This window comes from Natrinema pallidum (assembly GCF_005890195.1).
Lineage (GTDB): Archaea > Halobacteriota > Halobacteria > Halobacteriales > Natrialbaceae > Natrinema > Natrinema pallidum.
Map to the genome: position 1 here is coordinate 174821 of NZ_CP040638.1, position 17083 is coordinate 191903.

Here is a 17083-nt window from a genome sequence, read left to right on the forward strand (position 1 = left end):
TCGTAGGCCTCGAAGCTGAAGTAGGCCAGTGGAAGTGTGGGGACGAACTGGTCAACGAATCATGATCGGGATATGTAAACCAGGTTTCCGAGACGAGCCGACCATCCGAGTGAAATCCGGCCAGTGTGGTCCGATTGTAGTATCGAAAGATTACACGCCGGGACGTAGAGGTCGAAGCCACAGAATTGGTGTTAGCAGCAGTCGCTTCCAGCGCCGCAGACATCACCGTACTCGAGGCCGATCTCGTCGCTGATCGCTTCATTACACTCGATTAACAGCGACTCGAACTCAGCCGCCGTTGCCTCCGATTGTGCTACATCGAGGTCCTTACCGAGCGCTTCAGCCGCGGCCAGAACTTCATCGTCAGAGGTACTCAACAGCACCCACCTCCCAGAGACTGCGCGAATTCCTGCCTGATTTGTTCGCTGATGACGTCGTTCGTCTGCTCGAGGAGGGCGACGAGTTCCTCCTGTGCTGCCCGGTGCTGTTGGATGGTGTCGTTGTTCGAGACTTCGGTCTGTAGCTCCTGTAATTCGCTCATGACCGACGAGTCGAACTCGTCCGCTTGCAGTTCCTGTTGTTTTTGCTGGTACGCTTCGAGTAGGGACTGTGCATCCTCGTCGGCCTCGAGTCGTTCGCTCGCGTCCACGAACTGCTGATAGGTCGCTGAGTCGCGGAGCGCCTCGATGAACGCCTGAAGCGACTCCTCGACGGCCGGCTCTTTCGACACGGTTTCGCTCACGACGCCGTCACCTCCGGTTCCGTCTCCTCCGTGATGTCGTCCAGCCCGGTGATTTCCGCACCGAACGCGCGCAGTTCCTCTAGTCCGACCGGCTCGTCCTGACGCAGCGGGGCGAGCATCATCGGTACGTCGAAGCGATCGCTGATCTCGCCGAGGTACTCCTGCTGCTGGGCGCGGCGCTTCTCGAAGAAGGCATTGTCGCCGTACTCTTCGGGGAGCAGGTAGTTCGCGACCACCAGCGAGGTCTCGATCCCGACCTGATCCTCGAGATCAGCGGCGGCCCGGTAGGCCTCCATCATCGGGGTGTACTCGGGGTACATCACGAATGCAAAGGTGCTCCGTTCGGGGTCCTTCATCGTCTCGATGACCTCGTCGTACTGGTCGCCTTTCGCGGGTGCGGCACCCTTCGTCAGCGAACCGAGGTCCATGAACCCTTTCCAGTCGGAGGGTAATTCGAGCAGTCGGAGTGTGTGCCCAGTGGGGGCGGTGTCGAAGACGACGACATCGTAGCCGTCCTCGTCGAAGTAGCTCACGAACTTCTCGAGGGCGGCCATCTCTTCGGCACACGGTGACTCCAGTTCCTCTCTGACGTTCGCGATCGCCGCATCCACGTCGATCTGGGTGTCCTCCTTGTCCTCGTACATCTCGGTGACGTGGTCGAGGACCTGCGTGCGGTACTCTTCAAGCGCTTTCTCCTGGTCGATCCGCGCCGCGTCGAGGTTCGCCTGGCCAACCGAGGTCGGCTCGTGGCCGACCCGTTCGCCGAAGATGTCCTCAAGGTGGGCAGCCGGGTCGGTTGTGACGACGAGCGTTTCGTGGCCCGCTTCGGCGAGCTTCGTCGCCGCCGTCGAAGCGATCGTACTCTTGCCGACGCCGCCCTTGCCGGTGAAGAAGAGATACTGCGTCTCGTCGCCCGGTCGAAGCTGGTCGGCGACTGCTTCGGCGTCAGCCATCGACTCAAAGTCGATCGCAGTTTCGGTGTCTCCGTCCGTCGCCGTCCCGACATCGACGGTCGCCTCGTCGCCGTCGTAGAGGACGCCGCCGACATCCGCGAGTAGGTCGAGCCCTGCAATCTCGCCGGGCTGGAGTGGATACGTCGCCATCGCGTCGGCGTCGAAGTCCGTCCGTGCGCGCTCAATGACGGCCTGCTCGTCTTCATGCTTTCCCTCGAAGAACGGATCTTCACACACCGAATCGGGGAGGTAGCCGTTGATGATCAGCAGCTGGGACTCGATCCCGAGGTCGCCAAGATCGCTCGCGCTGCGTTCGATCTCGTCGATCGAAGAGTCCTCGGGCTTGCCGACGAACGCGAAGGAGGTACGCTCGTCGTCCTGAAGGGTGTCGATGGCGCGCTCGTAGTCCTGTTTGCGCTCTTCCATCGAGGCTGCCGGCCCGATACAGGTCGAGCCGCCCTTCTCCAGTTCGGCGTTCCAGTCGGATGGGAGCTCCATCAACCGAATAGTGTGACCGGTCGGCGCTGTATCGAAGACGACCACATCGTACTCGGGGCTATCCATGAAGTCGACGAAATTGTCGAAGGCAGCGATCTCTTCGACACATGGGCTGTTGAGTTGCTCTTCGACTGTTTCGAGTTGCTCGTCGTCGAGCAACTGTCGCATCGGCTCGATCGTTTCCTGCCGGTACTCCTCGGCGGCGGCATCCGGATCGATCTCGATGGCCGAGAGGTTCTCGATGTCGTCGATAGCGGTGACTTCGTGACCGATATCCTGCCCAAAGATGTCCGAGAGGTTCGGCGCAGGGTCAGTCGTCACCAGTAGCGTCTCGTAGTCGTTGTCTGCGAGCCAGGTCGCCGTCGCACAGCTTACGGTACTCTTACCGACACCGCCTTTGCCGCTGAAAAAGACGAATTCGGTCTCCTCGTTCGTCGGCTCTACGACCGCTCGTGCGTCGGTGGGCGTCGTGCTCATGGGTTAGGCCTCCTGGGTCGGGGTGGCAGCGTCGAGTGCTGCCGCAAGTTCGTCGTATGAGAGGTACTCGGACTTGGCGACAATTTCGTCGTCGACGACAGTGATCGGCAAAATCGAGGGACCGTGTTCCTCGACCAGATCGGAAATGGGCTGCGTCTCGAGGAACTGGTCGATGTTGTGCTGCATGTTCGCCCGTGAGACGTCGACGTTCTCGAATTCCGCTTCGAGCTGGTCAAGAGCGGCGCTTACTTCGACGAGTTCTTCGTCGGGATCAGGACCACAAACGCCAGTGGAACAACACATCGCTTCTTCGTACAGGGTGAGTTCAGTCATTGATCGGAAAAGAGGATTTGCTCAATTGTCTGGTCAACGGTTCGGCGGTCACCGGTCAGATAGTAGCCGTAGTTCCATCGCATTCAATTGAGGGATTGTTCAAACATAGTCATAAGCTCTTCGGCTCGCACAGACGTATTCAACACTCGAGTCGAAACGGACGCACTACAAGAACGCTTTAAGACGCTGAATCGATGTGTTGTTGTCGATAGAGTTCTCAGCACTATCTTACAGAGTTCTAAAGTGACAGCGTTGCTATTGAGTGTGCCCTGTGCGGGGGATACTTCATAATACTTAATCCGCTATCTGCTCAATCGATGTGTATGTCATCGACCGAGCGACTACAGCGATACCTCGCCGACGAACGAGGTGGGTGTGGCGACGATGAAGTATCCCGGCGTCTGGCGGAACTCGAAGAGATCGACGCGGCCGCAGGCGGACCTGCGCTGGACGAGGACGTTGGCTTGCTATCGGCGCTCGCGAACGAAACCCGGTACAAGATCATTCGTATCCTCCACATCGCCGGCGAAGAACTCTGTGTCTGTGAATTTGCGCCGCTACTTGACGTCAGCGACAGCGCAATCAGCCATGCGCTGTCCCAACTCACCGACGCTGGACTTATCACTCGCCGAAAAGATGGGAAGTGGCGGAAATATCGAGCGACAGCGCGTGCCAATGCCGTCCTCGTCGCCCTCGACGGATCGCGGAAGCTGTGATCGGAAACAGAAGCGATCGACACAGTCCGTCTATGAACGACTTCCCCACTGTTCGGACAAACTACATCTTCGGGGTAGCTGTCAGTGACCGATAATAGCCAACGTTCGATATGATGACTAGTGAGAGGTATATAGTGGAAAAGAATCCTCATAGGAGCGCTTAACTCGATATAAAAGGAGAGATCGTCTATGGATACGGCATCACCGGTGACATTTGGATTTGTGTGTGTACAGAATGCGGGGCGAAGCCAGATATCGGCTGCGTTCGCCGAGCGGGAACGTGATCGCCGGAAATTAGGTGACAATATCGAAATCCTTACCGGCGGTACACACCCGGCTGAAAGCGTTCACGACGAAGTGATCACGGTCATGCGAGAGCGAGATATCGATCTCTCGAACCGGACACCACGGGAGGTCTCGACTGACGAACTCGAATCGTGCGATGTCGTCGCCACGATGGGCTGTTCGACACTGGAACTGGACGCGGAGAACGTCGAGGTTAGAGACTGGGCGTTAGACGATCCACACGGACAAGACCTCGATACTGTCCGCGAGATTCGTGACGACATAGAGCAACGCGTCGAGATGCTGTTCGACGAGTTCTATCCGGACGAACCGTAGCGTAGGCGTAATCGGAGGGTTCGTTCGGCCCTCCGATCGCACAATTCCCAACTGGGCAAGGCTGCCAGTACGTTTCGGTTAGCTAGGGATCTTGTGGCGGCTTCCGGGCCTCGATAGTGGCCGAGACGAGATAGTCACCGAGGTCGCGATCGGCGTCCCAATCACTGATGAACTCGGTGCTCTCATCTTTGGGCGCGATCTCGATTGCGTCGAAGCCGGCACTGTCGAGCATCGCTTCGAGATCCGCAACGGTCGACGCACCGGCGACGCAGCCAGTTAGCGAGTCCGGGTCCATCTTGACATCGTCTGGGAACGGCGCGGTTTGGACGACGTCTGAGATGGCGACGCGCCCACCGGGCCTGAGGACACGATAGGCGTCGTCGAACACGAGCTGTTTTTCGGGGACAAGGTTGACGACGCAGTTCGAGATAATGACATCAACGGTCGTGTCGGCAACGGGGAGGTGGCTGATCTCACCGAGGCGAAACTCGACGTTGTCGGCGTCGTTCTTCACGACGTTCTCCCTCGCTTTCGAGACCATTTCTGGTGTCATGTCGACACCGATGACGCGGCCACCTGGACAGACCTCCTGTGCAGCGAGGAAGCAGTCGAAGCCTGCACCCGAGCCGAGGTCGAGTACCGTCTCACCGGGTGCCATCTCGGCGAACGCCTTCGGGTTGCCACATCCGAGACCGAGATCTGCACCGTCAGCAACCGATGCGATATCGTCCGTATCGTACCCGAGGCGTTCGCTCCCAGTCGCGTCTTCGTTGCCGTCACAGCACCCACCGTCGTCGGCGACATCGACACCGACGTCGCCACAGCAGTCCTGACCGTCCGTAGCGATGGTCCCGTAGCGTTCGCGCACCAGCTTCCGAGCTTCCTCGGGGTCGCGGTCACCGGCCACCGTATCAGTATCGTTACTCATGGGAACCTCGCAGGTCGTCGAGTGTTTTGAGGAGGGCTACAGTCGTCTCAGTCGGTTCATAGTACCGCCAGGACCCCTCTTTACGGCGCGTGACCAGTCCTGCGGTGTACAAGCGGGAGAGTGCTTGGCTGACGGCGCTCTGACTGACCCCGACTGTGGCTTCGAGATCGCAGACGCAGACGCCATCATCGGCGTTCGCGATCCGGCGAAGCAGTTCGTATCGCGTGTCGTTCCCCATCGCGGTCAGTAGTTGGAGGTCCGACGCCATGGCGTCCGAGTCAATGTCTCCGGGCGGAGCACAGCAGGCGTCGGTTCCTTCCGCAGTTTTATCAGTGATTGTGCCCTCACTCATATCAGCTGCAGCTTATACAAGCAGGTACTAATATATTGTGTCCGCGTGATCGATCGTGTTTAGTTAAAGCTGAAGGATGAGGCGGGGTGATTTTCAGTTGATTCATGGCGAAAATCGCCCGTCTCACTTTTCACACGTAACTAAACACGGCCTCACCGAGGGGTTGCTTAAAACCTCAGGTGTAGAGGTTTTGAGGATTAATCCAATCGATGAGAAGCAAATCGAATATTCCGAGCAGAGCAGGCAGCAACTGGAGGACTTCGGAGATCTATAGACACTACTGGCGAATTAGACGATCTGATCAATGAGAAAATCCGATCGCTACCGAAGGAGGTATCGAAATCGGAAATGTTAGATCGGATTGTATACGATAAATATACTATTGAATTCAAACCATGGGGTACTCAGACAAAATGGTCCAAAAGCCGGAACGGGTACTGATGCTATCTGGACAACTAGGTGCTGCCGGAACACCGCAAGTGATACTGAATATCACGAAACATCTGCATGACAAAATCAATGTTGAAGTAGCGTATTTAGGGGGAAAAGACGAACTTGTTCCGGAGTTTGAACAGCACGAGATCAATGTTCATCGACTGGGAGATAATCCGCTCTCGATAAAATCCGTTAGATCGCTTCAACAGCGCTTGCAGAAACATAACTACGACATAGTACATACACACATGGTGACAGGTGGTGCAATCGGGAGAGTTGTTAGTAACATTACCCAGACACCTGTCGTTTCGACAGTCCACACGTCGTATGACAATCGGCCTATGACGGCAAAAGTACCGGATCTCCTCACGAGTCCATTTTCAGATGCTAACGTGTGCGTATCTAACGCTGTGAAACAATCGCTACCGATAGTGTACAAACGGTGGGCGCAGACAGAGGTAGCACACAACTGTATCGACGTAGAGCAGGTCCGGCAGACCGGCGCTGTTACATGGGACGATCTTAAGTGGACAACGAATATCGACAGGGACTCACAGCTTATCGTGAATGTCGCTCGATACGACCCCAAAAAACGCCGAGAGGATCTGATCGAAGCTTTACCGTATGTTCTGGAAGAACACCCTCGTTCAAAATTGGTTTTGACGGGCAAAGGGGATCGCAAAGAGGTAATACAAGAGTTAGCGGAAGATCGAGGCGTCGCAGACAACGTCGCATTCGTCGGATTCGTCGAGAATCCACAGTCTGTCTATCACCACGCGGATGTTGTCGCGCTACCGTCAATCTCGGAAGGATTCAGTATCAGTATGCTTGAAGCGATGGCACACGGGAAACCCATCGTTGCTACTGACATCCCGCCATTCCGTGAGGCTCTCAGCGAGAACCACTCCTATGTAGAACCGCGTTCACCCACAGAACTCGGAGAGGAACTGCGGTTAGTGCTTTCGGATAGCAAGCACGCAGAACGATTGGGTGATCGAGCATACAAACGTGTTCGCGAGAACTTCTCTGGAGAAGCTGCGGCGAAAGAGTATGAAGAAATTTATCGTTCAGTGATACAAGATACACAGGAATGACGGAAAAGTCACCGACCATCCTCGTTGGCCTTGACGGGCTAGACTGGGACGAGATCGACGACTGGATCAACGATAACAGTCTTCAAACTCTCAGTAGGCTTATTGATAGCGGAGGCGCTTTAGACCTCGAGAGTACTCATCCCCCTTGGACACCTTGTGCGTGGCCGTCTCTCCTCTCCGGCCGAAACCCCGGCAAGCACGGTGTTTTCGACTTCTTCACTCGGGATGGCAATGACAAGCGGCTCATTGAACGCTCTGATATCGATTCTCCATACTTGTTCGAGGCAGCGGATTCTCGTGATCTCACTCCAGTGGTCATCAACTATCCTGTCACACATCCAGCACTGGAATTGGAAAATGGAGCGGTCGTGCCTGGATATCTTGCTCAAGAAGATGTATCGTTCCGTCCGGAACGTCTGAGAGGGGAGTACGAAGCAGAGTACGGCGAGTACGTTATCTATCCCGAGTACGGAACTGACGACGACGCTGTCAGCGAGTACGTCGACGTCGCCCGTCACCGCCGAGATATGGCCTACTTCCTTGACGAACGCTACGACTGGGACCTGATGGCCGTCCAGTTCCAGGTCACTGACTCGATTTTCCATGATCTCGATGACCGAGATGAGATCAGCCAAGTCCTCAAGAAAGTCGACGAGTTTGTCGGCGATATTATCGAACTCGGCGGCGACGATCCGACGGTCATCATCGCGTCGGATCACGGCATGGGTGACTACGAGTGGACGTTCTACGTCAATTCGTGGCTCGCCGAACAAGGGTACTGCAAGACAACGACAGGTGATGCACAGTACTTCCGTCAGCAGAAAGACGCCCTCAAAGGGAACAGCGACGACAAAGGTGGGAGTGCGATTGAGAGTACTGTTGGAACGGCAGCGGCTGTACTCTCGAAAGTCGGCCTCTCCCCACACCGCGTGCACCGCGGACTCTCGGCAGTCGGACTCGCGGGGACGGTCGAGCGACTCCTTCCCGAAGATGCACTTGTGGCCGCCCAGAACCGGGTCGTCGATCACGCCAACTCACTGGCCTTCCAGTTGTACTTCAACAGCCTTGGTGTCCACCTGAACGTCGAGGGACGAGATCCTGAGGGGCAGATCCCTCAGGACGAGTACGAAGAGATACGCACTGAACTGATGGACAAACTCGAGCAGGTCCGCGATCCGGATGGCGAACTGGTCTTCGATGCGGTCCAGCCCCGCGAAGAGGTCTACGAAGGCGACCACCTCGAAGACGCGCCGGATATCGTCCTCGTTCCGCGAGACTATCAGTACGACGTCAGTGGCTCCATCCTCGACACGTTCCGACGGTATCCACATAAGAACCACAAGCCAGACGGTATCCTCCTCTCGAATCGCGAGCTCACGTGCGACGACCGTGCCGAGATTTACGACATCGCACCGACTGTGGCAGCAGCACTTGGAATGCCTGTGGATACGAACACCGATGGAAAGGTCTTACTCGACGATGTCGATGACTTCGAGTACGCAGACTGGGACGACCTTGCGGACGGTTACGTAGACACCCAGTCCGATGCAGACATGTCGGGTGTCGAAGACCGACTTGCAGACCTCGGCTATATGGAGTGAGCTTCGAGACGAGGTTTAGCGAGAGGACGTTATCTGCTCGTAAATCTGGTTCGTCCGGTCGGCGACCCCTTCCCAGGAGTACTCATTGCTGACCAACTCGTACGCGTTTGCGGCCCACGCGTCACGTTCGTCCGAGTTCGACAGGGCATACCGGATCGCATCCGCGAGCTTGTCGGGTGACTCTGGAGGGACGAGGTACCCTGTTTCCGTGTGGTCGACGAACTCGCCGATCCCCTCGACATCGCTCGTTACGACGGGAACTTCAGCGGCCCACGCTTCGAGTAACGTCAGTGGATGACCCTCCCAGACGGATGGAAGCACGAACAGACGCGCCCGCCGGTAGTACCGTGGGATGGCTTCATCCGAAACGCGTCCCTCGAAGCGAACGCGATTGTCGAGACCCAGCTGGTTCGCCTGTGCTTTCAGTTCCTCACTTTTTGGCCCAGTACCAACGATGACGAGGTCCGTCTCGGGGTACTCGTCGACGAGTCGATCAAACGCATCAATGAGATCACTCACCCGCTTTTTCGGTGCCAGTCGCCCGAGGAAGAGAATCTCATCGCGCCGATCGACATCAACGTCAAACCGCTCGAGGTTGACACCGTTCGGAACGCACGAGAGATCCGTATGATGGTCTCCGAGTAGATCTAGATGCTCCGTATTGACCGAAATGACGTGATCGTAGTCGAAGTTGAGGACGAATAGTCGCTCGAGACGACGCTTGACGTGGGCCAGTGCAGACTCGTCGCGACCGACACCGGATGTCAGCGCCGTCCCATGAACCGTAAAGACGGTTGCTGCATCGGTTACTGCGCCTGCAGTCCGTGTCGGAACTGCTGGTAAGAACGTGTGCCCGTGAACGATATCGAACTCTTCGGTGACGAGGTGTGGAAGCGGCGTCGCAAGGGACGAGACACGGCCGACCGGGCTCCAGTACTCCGTCGACGGCTTCAATCGGTGGACTCTCACGTTGCCGTCGGCGAACGTCGCCGTATCAGTGTGAGGTTGTCCGTCTTTTTCCAGCGCTCGCGTGTAGATATCGATCGTATGGCCGAATTGCTCGGCCAGCGCTACTGCCAGTTCCTTGACGTGGACCGGACCACCGCCAGTTCGTGGCCACCAGTCGTCTTGAATCATTGCAATTCGCATGATCAGTCCTTGTACCCCAGCGCAGTCAGCCGTCGCTCGATTTCTTCATCGACTGCTCCATCATCGGTGTCTCCTTCGCCGTTCTCCCGTCGAACCCGTACATCGATATGCGCCTCAAGGTCCTCCCGAAGCGACCTGCTCGCACACGAGGTGAATTCGAGTGCCCCACTCTCCCGGTCACGCTCGCAGAAACACGCGCCGTCCGAGGTCCGGAGTGCGTACCGACGGCGGTTGCTGTGCTCGTCTTCACCGCGAGCCTGGAGGAACACCGTCCGATCAGCCATATCGCTTGCCGCAGCGGACTCAAGCAGCGACTGACCCTCACTTTTACCACCAGTACCGACGATGTTGTCAAGCGTCGCGGCAACATCCAGCGTACTGGTGGGTGTCGACACCGCTTGGCCATCCACACCGCCAGGTGGCCGAACAAGCAACGGGACGTGTGTGATCTCGTCGTGCAAGTATCGCGGATGCTCGTAGTAGCCATGTTCCCCGAAGGCGTCGCCGTGGTCGGCCGTGACGATCAGCAATGAGTTCTCGAGCAGTCCCCGCTCACGCAGCGCTTCGAGGAACTCGCCGATCCGCTCGTCATTGTACCGGATCTCGGCGTCGTAGAGGTCGATCAGCACCTGACGCTCCTCGTCGGTGATCGACTCGGGATCCTTGATCGCGCGCTGGTAGAGCGATTGGGCTTTGCTGTCCGAAACCGTCCCATCGTGGTACTGCTGCTGGTACTCGCCTGGCGGTTCGTACGGGCCATGCGTATCCATGTAGTGGTTCCAGAGGAAGAACCGCTGGTCGTTCTCAAGCGAATCGAGCCACGAAAGCGATCGCTCATTGATTTCCTCGGCACGCGCGTAGTGGCGGTTCCGCAGTTTGTCAAGCGCGCGCTGGGCCAGTGCGATGACCTTGTGTCTCCCGAAGTGGAGGTCGTCGTCGAACTCGTCGAACCCGCGGTCGAAGCCATACGCTCTCGAGACGAACGGATTCGAGTGAAAGCCAGCAGTCGCGAACCCGGCTTCCGAGAGTCGGGAGGCGATCGTCCCGGTCGCAAGTCGATAGTTAGCATCGACGGCGACATCCGGATACTCGCCCGTGAGGAGCGCTGGGACTGCTTCGCGCGTATGCGAACTCGCACTGTACGCGTTCGTAAATCGAATCGACTCGTCGGCGAGGCCGTCCAATACAGGCGAGGTTTCCCGATGATAGCCATAACAAGAGAGGTGATCCGCCCGGAGGGCATCCGCCGAAAGCAAGATCACGTTATCCGGTTCGACACTCATTGTTCGTGAAAACTGGCCACGGGGTGTTATAATTTTAGAAGTAGAGACAAAACAACAACACCAAATCGCAAGGTCATTATCAGTCGTTTACCTACCTGTCACCAATGGATATCGGGTTCGTGACGAACGTTGTTTTCCCCTTCACAAAAGGCGGTGCCGAAAAGCGAATTCACGAAATCGGAACGCGCCTTGCAGTGGCTGGTCACGATATCACGATCTATGGCCGCCACTTCTGGGAAGGGCCACAGGTGATGGACTACGAGGGAATGACCCTCTACGGCGTCGCCCCGACTCAGGAACTCTACGCGGATGAACGCCGATCGATCACGGAAGCGATCGACTTCTCCGTCCGTTTGCTTCCCCATCTCAGGCAAACCGCTGCAGAGCACGATCTCATCGTCGCCTCGTTATTCCCCTATTTTCCGGTGCTCGCCTCCAAACTCACTACGCTGACAGCCGATACACCGTTGATAACGACCTGGCACGAGGTCTGGCTCGACTACTGGGACGACTATCTCGGCCGCCTCGGCCCTTTCGGCAAGGGGATCGAACAGTTCACTGCGAAGACACCACACCATCCGATCGCCGTCTCGAGCGTCACTGCCGATCGCCTGACTAAAATCGGTCCCTCTCGAGACCAAATCGAAGTGATCCCAAACGGAATCGATGTCGATCAGATCGAATCAACTCGCCCGGCCGACGACGGCTTTACCGTCCTCTATGCAGGTCGACTCGCCGAGCACAAGAACGTCGACCTCCTGGTAGAAGCCTTCGACCGCGTCGCTCAGACGGCTTCCAATGTCTCCCTCGGAATTATCGGTGATGGACCGGAACGCGACCGACTCGAGCGGCAGGTCCAAACCCTTGAGCACGCTGATCGCGTGACGATGCTCGGCTTTCTCGAGGAGTACGAAGATGTCCTCGCCCACATGCGCGCAGCGGATGTTTTCGCCTCACCATCAGCCCGTGAAGGATTCGGGATCACATTTGCAGAGGCGATGGCTGCAGATTGCACCGTGATCGCAGCGGCACATCCCGAGTCCGCCGCTTCCGAGGTGATCGGTGATGCGGGTTTCCTTGTCTCTCCGACTGTCGACGGTGTCGCTACTGCTCTCGAACGGGCACTTGAGGGAGAACGGCCCAGCACGGAGCCTACGATTCAAGCTCAACAATTCGACTGGGACACTATCGCTGATCAGGCGGAGCAATGCTATCGGCAAGCGATTATCGATGGCAGATAAACACCCGATGCCCCGACTGCAGGCGCGCAGAAGACACACGACGTCTGCTCTGCTGGATGCTGTTTGGGATTTGTTAGATGCTAAATAATTATGCGATGAATATGATTGTTGCTATGTTGTCAGTAGACTGTTGTATCGGTCACCCACAGAGCAGGACCTGCCGGCCAACACAGCGGCACCGGTCCCTACTTGCTCGAGTCTTATCGGCGGACGCCACCGCGGACTCCGTCGCGGAGTACGAGACGAACCCTCGAGTCGATGTCACAGTCGTGACTTCAGGGCAAGTTGAGAACATAATCAAGTCCCCATCTATACTCGTGTCACAACCACCTATTTTTATGAGAACTACAATGAATTATGCCCCATGTACAACTCGGTAGTGCCCTGTGTCCCCAAGGTCTGTGCGTATCTCACTCGGAATGGGTGCGAGTTACTCGTGTTTGAGGGGCCCGGCCACGATGGACTCCAGGTCCCGAAAGGAACGATCGAACCTGGCGAATCGCCACGGGATGCACTCGAGCGCGAAGTCTGGGAAGAAAGCGGCCTCACGACACTGCAGAACGTCGAACACCTGACGAGTGATGTTTGGACACGCCGGCGCACACCACCGAAACGCTATCATCGGCAGTTCTTCCATGCAGAGGTCGACACCGACCGCGACACGTGGACGCACGAGTATCGGGAGGTATGGGGATCATGGCGAGACGATGAGCAGGTGGTGACCGAGAGTGCTGATCGAGCGGAGAATCCGAACGCGACAGTTCAAAGACGTGTTCCGCCGCTGTGACGAAAGACGGCAATCAGCGCGTCGGACGTGGGTTGTACGTCTGTAAGGTGTGCGATACCGTCGCGAAGGCGGACGCGAGCGGTGCAGAGCATATCCGACAAAAAGTAACGCCAAGTCCGTCTCGCGATAAGAGTAACGGCTTGGTGGCACAGCCTTCAGTCCATCTGTTTGATCGGAGTGGGGGCCGGTTCGCCCCGCGAGAACAGGTCGTGGACTGGACGTCAATACCCAAACTGGAGAAACACTTATTCGGCGTGCATGCATAAATGCATACATGAGCACATCGATTCGACTTTCGGACGAGGCTAAGTCCCGCTTAGATCTCTTCAAAGGCGATGATGAGAGTTATAATGACGTCATCATCCGTCTCACGTCGGACGATAAGTGGGCTGGGTTTGGCATCGCATCGAGCACGGATGACGAGGGAATGGATGAGATCCGAAAGCAGATGCGTAGTCGGATGGACGATCACATTGAGGAGATGGAGCAGTGACGCTGCTCGTCCTCGATACCAATCTGTTGAGCGACTACCTGAGTGGTAACGATGACGCACGGGAGTTCCTCGAGGAGTACGAGCAGGATCGATGGGGGGTCTCCTCTATCGTCCTCTTTGAATCTCTCATGGGCAGCCTCTACGGGTATATCAATGCTTCTCCGGACGAAATTACCCGGGCTGTGAACGCTTCGATGGAGATCCTCGAGACGACAGCGGAGACTGCGATGGAGGCACACGACTTACAAGAAGAACTTCAGGATCGAGGAGCACCAGTCGATCAACTCGATGCACTAATCGCTGCCTCTACTCAAGAACACGGGGGGCGGTTCGCGACGGCGGAGAAGCAGTTCTGGACGGACGACGTTCAAGAAGTCATCCCCGTCGCTAAGTACGATCCATACTAATGGAGACAACAGTAACGGAGCGACGCAGTATTCTGCCGTTTCGAGTTCGTCGGGAAACCTGAGTTCCCCAATATCTCGCACGGATCGGTGACTGTCCTGTAGTGGTCCGGGATCGGCCGCCGGGGACGGGACCAGTAGGTCCCGAGATGCCTCGAGGTACGCTTCTGGATCGATCTCAGCAACGGACTCTCGGTACCGCCGAAGCGTCCCGAGACCATCGCTCTCGATGTGCGGACAGTCGCGTCGGTCCGCTATGCTTTTGGCTCCCTTCTGCGTCCTCACTACCGATGCGCTACTTCGAGGACATCGAGGTCGGATCGACCGAGGAGTTCGGCGAGTACCACGTCACCAAAGCGGAGATCACCGAGTTCGCAGAGCAGTACGATCCGCAGCCGTTCCACACTGACGAGGATGCCGCGAGCGAATCGGCGTTCGGCGAGCTAGTCGCGTCGGGTTGGCATACCGCTGCGATATCCATGCGACTGCTCGTGGACAACTACTTGGAGGAGCAAGCGGGTATGGGCGGTCGCAGCGCGGACGAGCTACGCTGGGAACGGCCGGTCACACCGGGCGAAACGCTCTCGCTCCGACTCGAGGTCGTGGACAAACACTGCTCCGAGCGTGATCCACAGCGGGGATACGTGGACAACTACGTAGAAGTAGTGAATCAGGACGACGAAGTCGTGCTCTCGTATACCGTGACAGGGATGATCGAACGACGAAAAAACGGCGAGTAGGCCCGCGGTCGCGCTCTCGGCGCGAAAACGGCGACGCTGCATCAGTTAGGCGTCCGATTCGAAGCCCCACTCCCGGAGTCGGTCGACGACGTCGTCGACGTTGTGCATCGCCGCTTCGTAGGCCGCTTCCCGAACGTCGGTCTTCGACACGTCGGTGCCGAGCTCGTCGCTGACCGCATCGACGAACTCGTCTTCCGCCTCGACGACGTACTCGCGGAGATAAAACTGAACCATCCCCCGGTCCTGCTTGACGGTATCCCGGACGTAGACCCAGGGAACACCGTCGTCGTCAGCGCCGGTTTGGGGCGGCTCGCGGATCACTGCCCCGCTCGAATCGGCGTCGCTGACGACCGCCTGCTCACCGTCGTCCGTGTCCACGCCGCGAGCCGTCTCGGACTCGGTACCAGCGCGGTCCGGTTCGGAGTCGGCGTCGTCATCGACGGTCGACGCTGCATCCGTGCCATCGTCCTGTGTGTCCGCAAACGGATCGCTCCCGGACCCTTTCTTCATCGGTCGCTCACCTCCTCGATCTCCGTCGCCAGCCGCTCGATCTTTTCGAGCGTCGCCATCTCGTGCTCCCGCTGGCGGTCGCGGTGCGCCTCGACGTAGCGTCGCGGCGGGCACTGTTGATCCCAACAGCCCTCGAAAAGCGACGATCGCTCGCGGATCGCGACCGGTGCGGGATAACCGCGGTCGCGAATCTCCGTGAGGTACCGCTCCTGGTCGGACGTTCGACCGACACCGTTCGGGACGGCGGAGAGAACGCCGATTTCGGCCTCGAGACGATCCTCGAGACCGTCGACGAGTTCCTCCAGACCGAGAACGCTTTGCATTCCCTTCCCGGTCGGCTCGACGGGGATCACCAAGCTTCGCGTAGCCGAGACAGCATTGTAGAGGTGGGGCCCGGCAGTCGCCGGCGGATCGACGACGATCACGTCGTACTCATCGGGAATACCGGACTCCAAGAGAACCCGTCGGAGTCGATCGTACGGATCGAACTCGTCGCCCTCGCCCAGGTCGTCTGCCATCCGCTGGGCCCTGTTCAGGAGATCCTCGAGGTTCTCAAGCATGTTGTGACTCGGGATGAGATCAAAGCCGTACTCCGTTTGGTAGATCAGATCTTGAACGGAGCCCTTCGGTCGATCGATCAGGTGGCGAACGATGTTATCCGCCTGACTGTCCCCTCGGGGCGCATCGACATCGAGGAGATAGGTGAGCGAACCGTTTTGCTGGTCCATGTCGATCGCGAGAACGTCGAGTCCGTGGGATGCATGCGCCTCGAGTAGCGCCGCCCCGATCGTCGATTTCCCGACGCCGCCGGCCTCCGAGTAGGTCGTATACGTGAGCATGTGAAGTAGTTAGCCTTCTTGAATATAATGGTTCGGTATACGCTCCGAATAGCATAACCGATTAGCCTAACCGAGCGGTGTTCTCGCGAGGTGTTCAGAGACGGGTGAACAGGTATTCCGCAGAGCGACCGCAATCAAGAACTGGCCTGAGCCGGCCCCTACGTGCTCTCTCTCTCTCTGAGACGGCATAGCGTTCGAGTTAGTCGAGGTTGACCCGATACCGACGGACCGTCGGTCGCGCTGGAAGTCGGCATGAAACGCCGGCAACGCCGCAAACGTGTCCCGACAAGTCCACAGCCGTTGAGAACGTGCCGTGGACGAGTACTTCCGATCGTGACCGACGTATCTTCTACTAGAACGTACAGAAAAAGCCTAACCGGTTTGTCTAACTAAACAGTCATACTGATTAGACTGATAGACATTAGCCGTAGAATAGTCAATCGGAGCTCCCGCTGGGATGCCAGTTACTGCTGACTCGAGGGAGAAAGAGCCTAACCGATTAGCCAAATCAGTTAGACTAACTAACCAGAAACTAAGGAGAGGCATTCTTACTAACCTAACCAACTAGCCTACTGATCATTGATCAGTTATTCTGGTGAAGGTGGAACAGCGTTTCGGGGGTACCGCATCCCGCAAGGTAATCGAACGGTTCCCAACGAGGGTGTCGATATGCCGACGGCAAGCTCGACTCACATAGTGTTCACGGAGTCCTCCGACAGAACGGCTAACGGTTTCCCTCAAGAACAGGATCTGTCATATGGATCGCCGATTAGAATAGGCTAACTAATTAGATGAACTCATTAGACTAATCAAACTGGAACGGAGTACGAAGAAGTCGCTATCCGTCAGAGCAACGTTTCTGAATGGAGTAATCAGACAGCCCAATG

Annotated in this window: 19 protein-coding genes and 1 pseudogene; 10 read left to right on the forward strand and 10 right to left on the reverse strand. The window is 57.2% G+C overall.

Annotated features, from left to right (window positions below):
- Window positions 1-191 precede the first annotated feature (191 nt).
- Genes hcsS through arsD form a run of 4 tightly spaced genes read right to left on the reverse strand, consistent with a single transcriptional unit; the run spans window position 192 to window position 3003 of the window.
- Window positions 192-383 (reverse strand): halo-CC-star protein HcsS, encoded by a 192-nt coding sequence (gene hcsS / locus FGF80_RS18245; RefSeq protein ID WP_006187389.1) that lies wholly within the window; start codon window positions 381-383, stop codon window positions 192-194.
- A complete protein-coding gene (gene hcsL / locus FGF80_RS18250) occupies window positions 374-742 on the reverse strand; it encodes a halo-CC-star protein HcsL (protein WP_138655652.1) in 369 nt (122 codons plus the stop codon). The genes hcsS and hcsL overlap by 10 nt, the downstream gene beginning before the upstream one ends.
- The gene (gene arsA / locus FGF80_RS18255; protein WP_138655653.1) at window positions 739-2670 is read right to left on the reverse strand and encodes an arsenical pump-driving ATPase; all 1932 of its coding nucleotides are present in this window, start codon (window positions 2668-2670) and stop codon (window positions 739-741) included. Before arsA ends, hcsL begins: the two co-directional genes overlap by 4 nt.
- Before the next feature lie 3 nt (window positions 2671-2673).
- Window positions 2674-3003, reverse strand: a complete 330-nt coding sequence (gene arsD, locus FGF80_RS18260) for an arsenite efflux transporter metallochaperone ArsD (protein WP_006187386.1) — start codon at window positions 3001-3003, stop codon at window positions 2674-2676.
- Window positions 3004-3326: 323 nt separating this feature from the next.
- Here arsD and FGF80_RS18265 point away from each other — a divergent pair, with 323 nt between their 5' ends.
- Both FGF80_RS18265 and FGF80_RS18270 read left to right on the forward strand, forming a co-directional pair.
- Window positions 3327-3719, forward strand: coding sequence for an ArsR/SmtB family transcription factor (locus tag FGF80_RS18265; protein ID WP_006187385.1), 393 nt, complete (start codon window positions 3327-3329; stop codon window positions 3717-3719).
- Between the two features lie 189 nt (window positions 3720-3908).
- Entirely contained in the window at window positions 3909-4340 is a 432-nt protein-coding gene (locus FGF80_RS18270; RefSeq protein WP_138655654.1) for a low molecular weight phosphatase family protein, read from the forward strand.
- 82 nt (window positions 4341-4422) lie between these two features.
- Here FGF80_RS18270 and FGF80_RS18275 read toward each other — a convergent pair whose 3' ends face one another.
- Together FGF80_RS18275 and FGF80_RS18280 are read right to left on the reverse strand one after the other, a co-directional pair.
- Window positions 4423-5268 carry an arsenite methyltransferase gene (locus FGF80_RS18275; protein ID WP_138655655.1) on the reverse strand — a complete coding sequence of 282 codons (846 nt, stop codon included), beginning with the start codon at window positions 5266-5268 and terminating at the stop codon, window positions 4423-4425.
- Window positions 5261-5620: an ArsR/SmtB family transcription factor gene (locus tag FGF80_RS18280; protein WP_138655656.1), complete on the reverse strand. Its 360-nt coding sequence runs from the start codon at window positions 5618-5620 to the stop codon at window positions 5261-5263. Before FGF80_RS18280 ends, FGF80_RS18275 begins: the two co-directional genes overlap by 8 nt.
- A gap of 395 nt (window positions 5621-6015) precedes the next feature.
- On the opposite strand from FGF80_RS18280, the gene FGF80_RS18285 reads away from it, so the two are divergent.
- Complete coding sequence (locus FGF80_RS18285; RefSeq protein WP_138655657.1) at window positions 6016-7149, forward strand: glycosyltransferase; 1134 nt, start codon at window positions 6016-6018, stop codon at window positions 7147-7149.
- Entirely contained in the window at window positions 7146-8750 is a 1605-nt protein-coding gene (locus tag FGF80_RS18290) for an alkaline phosphatase family protein (RefSeq protein ID WP_138655658.1), read from the forward strand. The genes FGF80_RS18285 and FGF80_RS18290 overlap by 4 nt, the downstream gene beginning before the upstream one ends.
- 15 nt (window positions 8751-8765) lie before the next feature.
- Here the strand turns inward: FGF80_RS18290 and FGF80_RS18295 are convergent, their stop codons facing one another.
- Both FGF80_RS18295 and FGF80_RS18300 read right to left on the reverse strand, forming a co-directional pair.
- Window positions 8766-9899, reverse strand: a complete 1134-nt coding sequence (locus FGF80_RS18295) for a glycosyltransferase family 4 protein (protein WP_138655659.1) — start codon at window positions 9897-9899, stop codon at window positions 8766-8768.
- A gap of 2 nt (window positions 9900-9901) precedes the next feature.
- Window positions 9902-11182, reverse strand: a complete 1281-nt coding sequence (locus FGF80_RS18300; protein WP_138655660.1) for a sulfatase — start codon at window positions 11180-11182, stop codon at window positions 9902-9904.
- Between the two features lie 104 nt (window positions 11183-11286).
- Between FGF80_RS18300 and FGF80_RS18305 the strand changes: the two genes are divergently transcribed.
- From FGF80_RS18305 to FGF80_RS18330, 6 genes and pseudogenes are all read left to right on the forward strand, one after another.
- Window positions 11287-12423, forward strand: coding sequence for a glycosyltransferase family 4 protein (locus tag FGF80_RS18305; RefSeq protein WP_138655661.1), 1137 nt, complete (start codon window positions 11287-11289; stop codon window positions 12421-12423).
- A 364-nt stretch (window positions 12424-12787) separates the two neighbouring features.
- On the forward strand, window positions 12788-13210 hold the full coding sequence (locus tag FGF80_RS18310) for an NUDIX domain-containing protein (protein ID WP_394348256.1): 423 nt from the start codon (window positions 12788-12790) through the stop codon (window positions 13208-13210).
- Window positions 13168-13476 (forward strand): annotated as a pseudogene (locus FGF80_RS19700) (hypothetical protein); the annotation flags it as partial. The gene FGF80_RS18310 and the pseudogene FGF80_RS19700, both read left to right, overlap by 43 nt.
- A gap of 8 nt (window positions 13477-13484) precedes the next feature.
- On the forward strand, window positions 13485-13703 hold the full coding sequence (locus FGF80_RS18320; RefSeq protein ID WP_138655662.1) for a DUF7557 family protein: 219 nt from the start codon (window positions 13485-13487) through the stop codon (window positions 13701-13703).
- Entirely contained in the window at window positions 13700-14110 is a 411-nt protein-coding gene (locus FGF80_RS18325; protein ID WP_175417070.1) for a PIN domain-containing protein, read from the forward strand. Before FGF80_RS18320 ends, FGF80_RS18325 begins: the two co-directional genes overlap by 4 nt.
- A 287-nt stretch (window positions 14111-14397) precedes the next feature.
- Window positions 14398-14847 carry a MaoC family dehydratase gene (locus tag FGF80_RS18330; RefSeq protein ID WP_006187381.1) on the forward strand — a complete coding sequence of 150 codons (450 nt, stop codon included), beginning with the start codon at window positions 14398-14400 and terminating at the stop codon, window positions 14845-14847.
- A 45-nt stretch (window positions 14848-14892) separates the two neighbouring features.
- Here the strand turns inward: FGF80_RS18330 and FGF80_RS18335 are convergent, their stop codons facing one another.
- Both FGF80_RS18335 and FGF80_RS18340 read right to left on the reverse strand, forming a co-directional pair.
- Window positions 14893-15357, reverse strand: a complete 465-nt coding sequence (locus tag FGF80_RS18335; protein ID WP_006187380.1) for a hypothetical protein — start codon at window positions 15355-15357, stop codon at window positions 14893-14895.
- Window positions 15354-16196 (reverse strand): ParA family protein, encoded by an 843-nt coding sequence (locus FGF80_RS18340; protein ID WP_006187379.1) that lies wholly within the window; start codon window positions 16194-16196, stop codon window positions 15354-15356. Before FGF80_RS18340 ends, FGF80_RS18335 begins: the two co-directional genes overlap by 4 nt.
- Window positions 16197-17083 lie beyond the last annotated feature (887 nt).

What these genes read in the sequence shown, in the direction of transcription:
- FGF80_RS18275 (WP_138655655.1), bottom strand. Translation starts at nt 5,268, where the DNA reads ATGAGTAACGATACTGATACGGTGGCCGGTGACCGCGACCCCGAGGAA.
- FGF80_RS18330 (WP_006187381.1), top strand. Translation starts at nt 14,398, where the DNA reads ATGCGCTACTTCGAGGACATCGAGGTCGGATCGACCGAGGAGTTCGGC.
- FGF80_RS18285 (WP_138655657.1), top strand. Translation starts at nt 6,016, where the DNA reads ATGGGGTACTCAGACAAAATGGTCCAAAAGCCGGAACGGGTACTGATG.
- FGF80_RS18280 (WP_138655656.1), bottom strand. Translation starts at nt 5,620, where the DNA reads ATGAGTGAGGGCACAATCACTGATAAAACTGCGGAAGGAACCGACGCC.
- FGF80_RS18265 (WP_006187385.1), top strand. Translation starts at nt 3,327, where the DNA reads ATGTCATCGACCGAGCGACTACAGCGATACCTCGCCGACGAACGAGGT.
- arsD (WP_006187386.1), bottom strand. Translation starts at nt 3,003, where the DNA reads ATGACTGAACTCACCCTGTACGAAGAAGCGATGTGTTGTTCCACTGGC.
- FGF80_RS18270 (WP_138655654.1), top strand. Translation starts at nt 3,909, where the DNA reads ATGGATACGGCATCACCGGTGACATTTGGATTTGTGTGTGTACAGAAT.
- FGF80_RS18310 (WP_394348256.1), top strand. Translation starts at nt 12,788, where the DNA reads ATGTACAACTCGGTAGTGCCCTGTGTCCCCAAGGTCTGTGCGTATCTC.
- FGF80_RS18340 (WP_006187379.1), bottom strand. Translation starts at nt 16,196, where the DNA reads ATGCTCACGTATACGACCTACTCGGAGGCCGGCGGCGTCGGGAAATCG.
- FGF80_RS18320 (WP_138655662.1), top strand. Translation starts at nt 13,485, where the DNA reads ATGAGCACATCGATTCGACTTTCGGACGAGGCTAAGTCCCGCTTAGAT.
- FGF80_RS18335 (WP_006187380.1), bottom strand. Translation starts at nt 15,357, where the DNA reads ATGAAGAAAGGGTCCGGGAGCGATCCGTTTGCGGACACACAGGACGAT.
- FGF80_RS18295 (WP_138655659.1), bottom strand. Translation starts at nt 9,899, where the DNA reads ATGCGAATTGCAATGATTCAAGACGACTGGTGGCCACGAACTGGCGGT.
- FGF80_RS18305 (WP_138655661.1), top strand. Translation starts at nt 11,287, where the DNA reads ATGGATATCGGGTTCGTGACGAACGTTGTTTTCCCCTTCACAAAAGGC.
- FGF80_RS18300 (WP_138655660.1), bottom strand. Translation starts at nt 11,182, where the DNA reads ATGAGTGTCGAACCGGATAACGTGATCTTGCTTTCGGCGGATGCCCTC.
- FGF80_RS18290 (WP_138655658.1), top strand. Translation starts at nt 7,146, where the DNA reads ATGACGGAAAAGTCACCGACCATCCTCGTTGGCCTTGACGGGCTAGAC.
- arsA (WP_138655653.1), bottom strand. Translation starts at nt 2,670, where the DNA reads ATGAGCACGACGCCCACCGACGCACGAGCGGTCGTAGAGCCGACGAAC.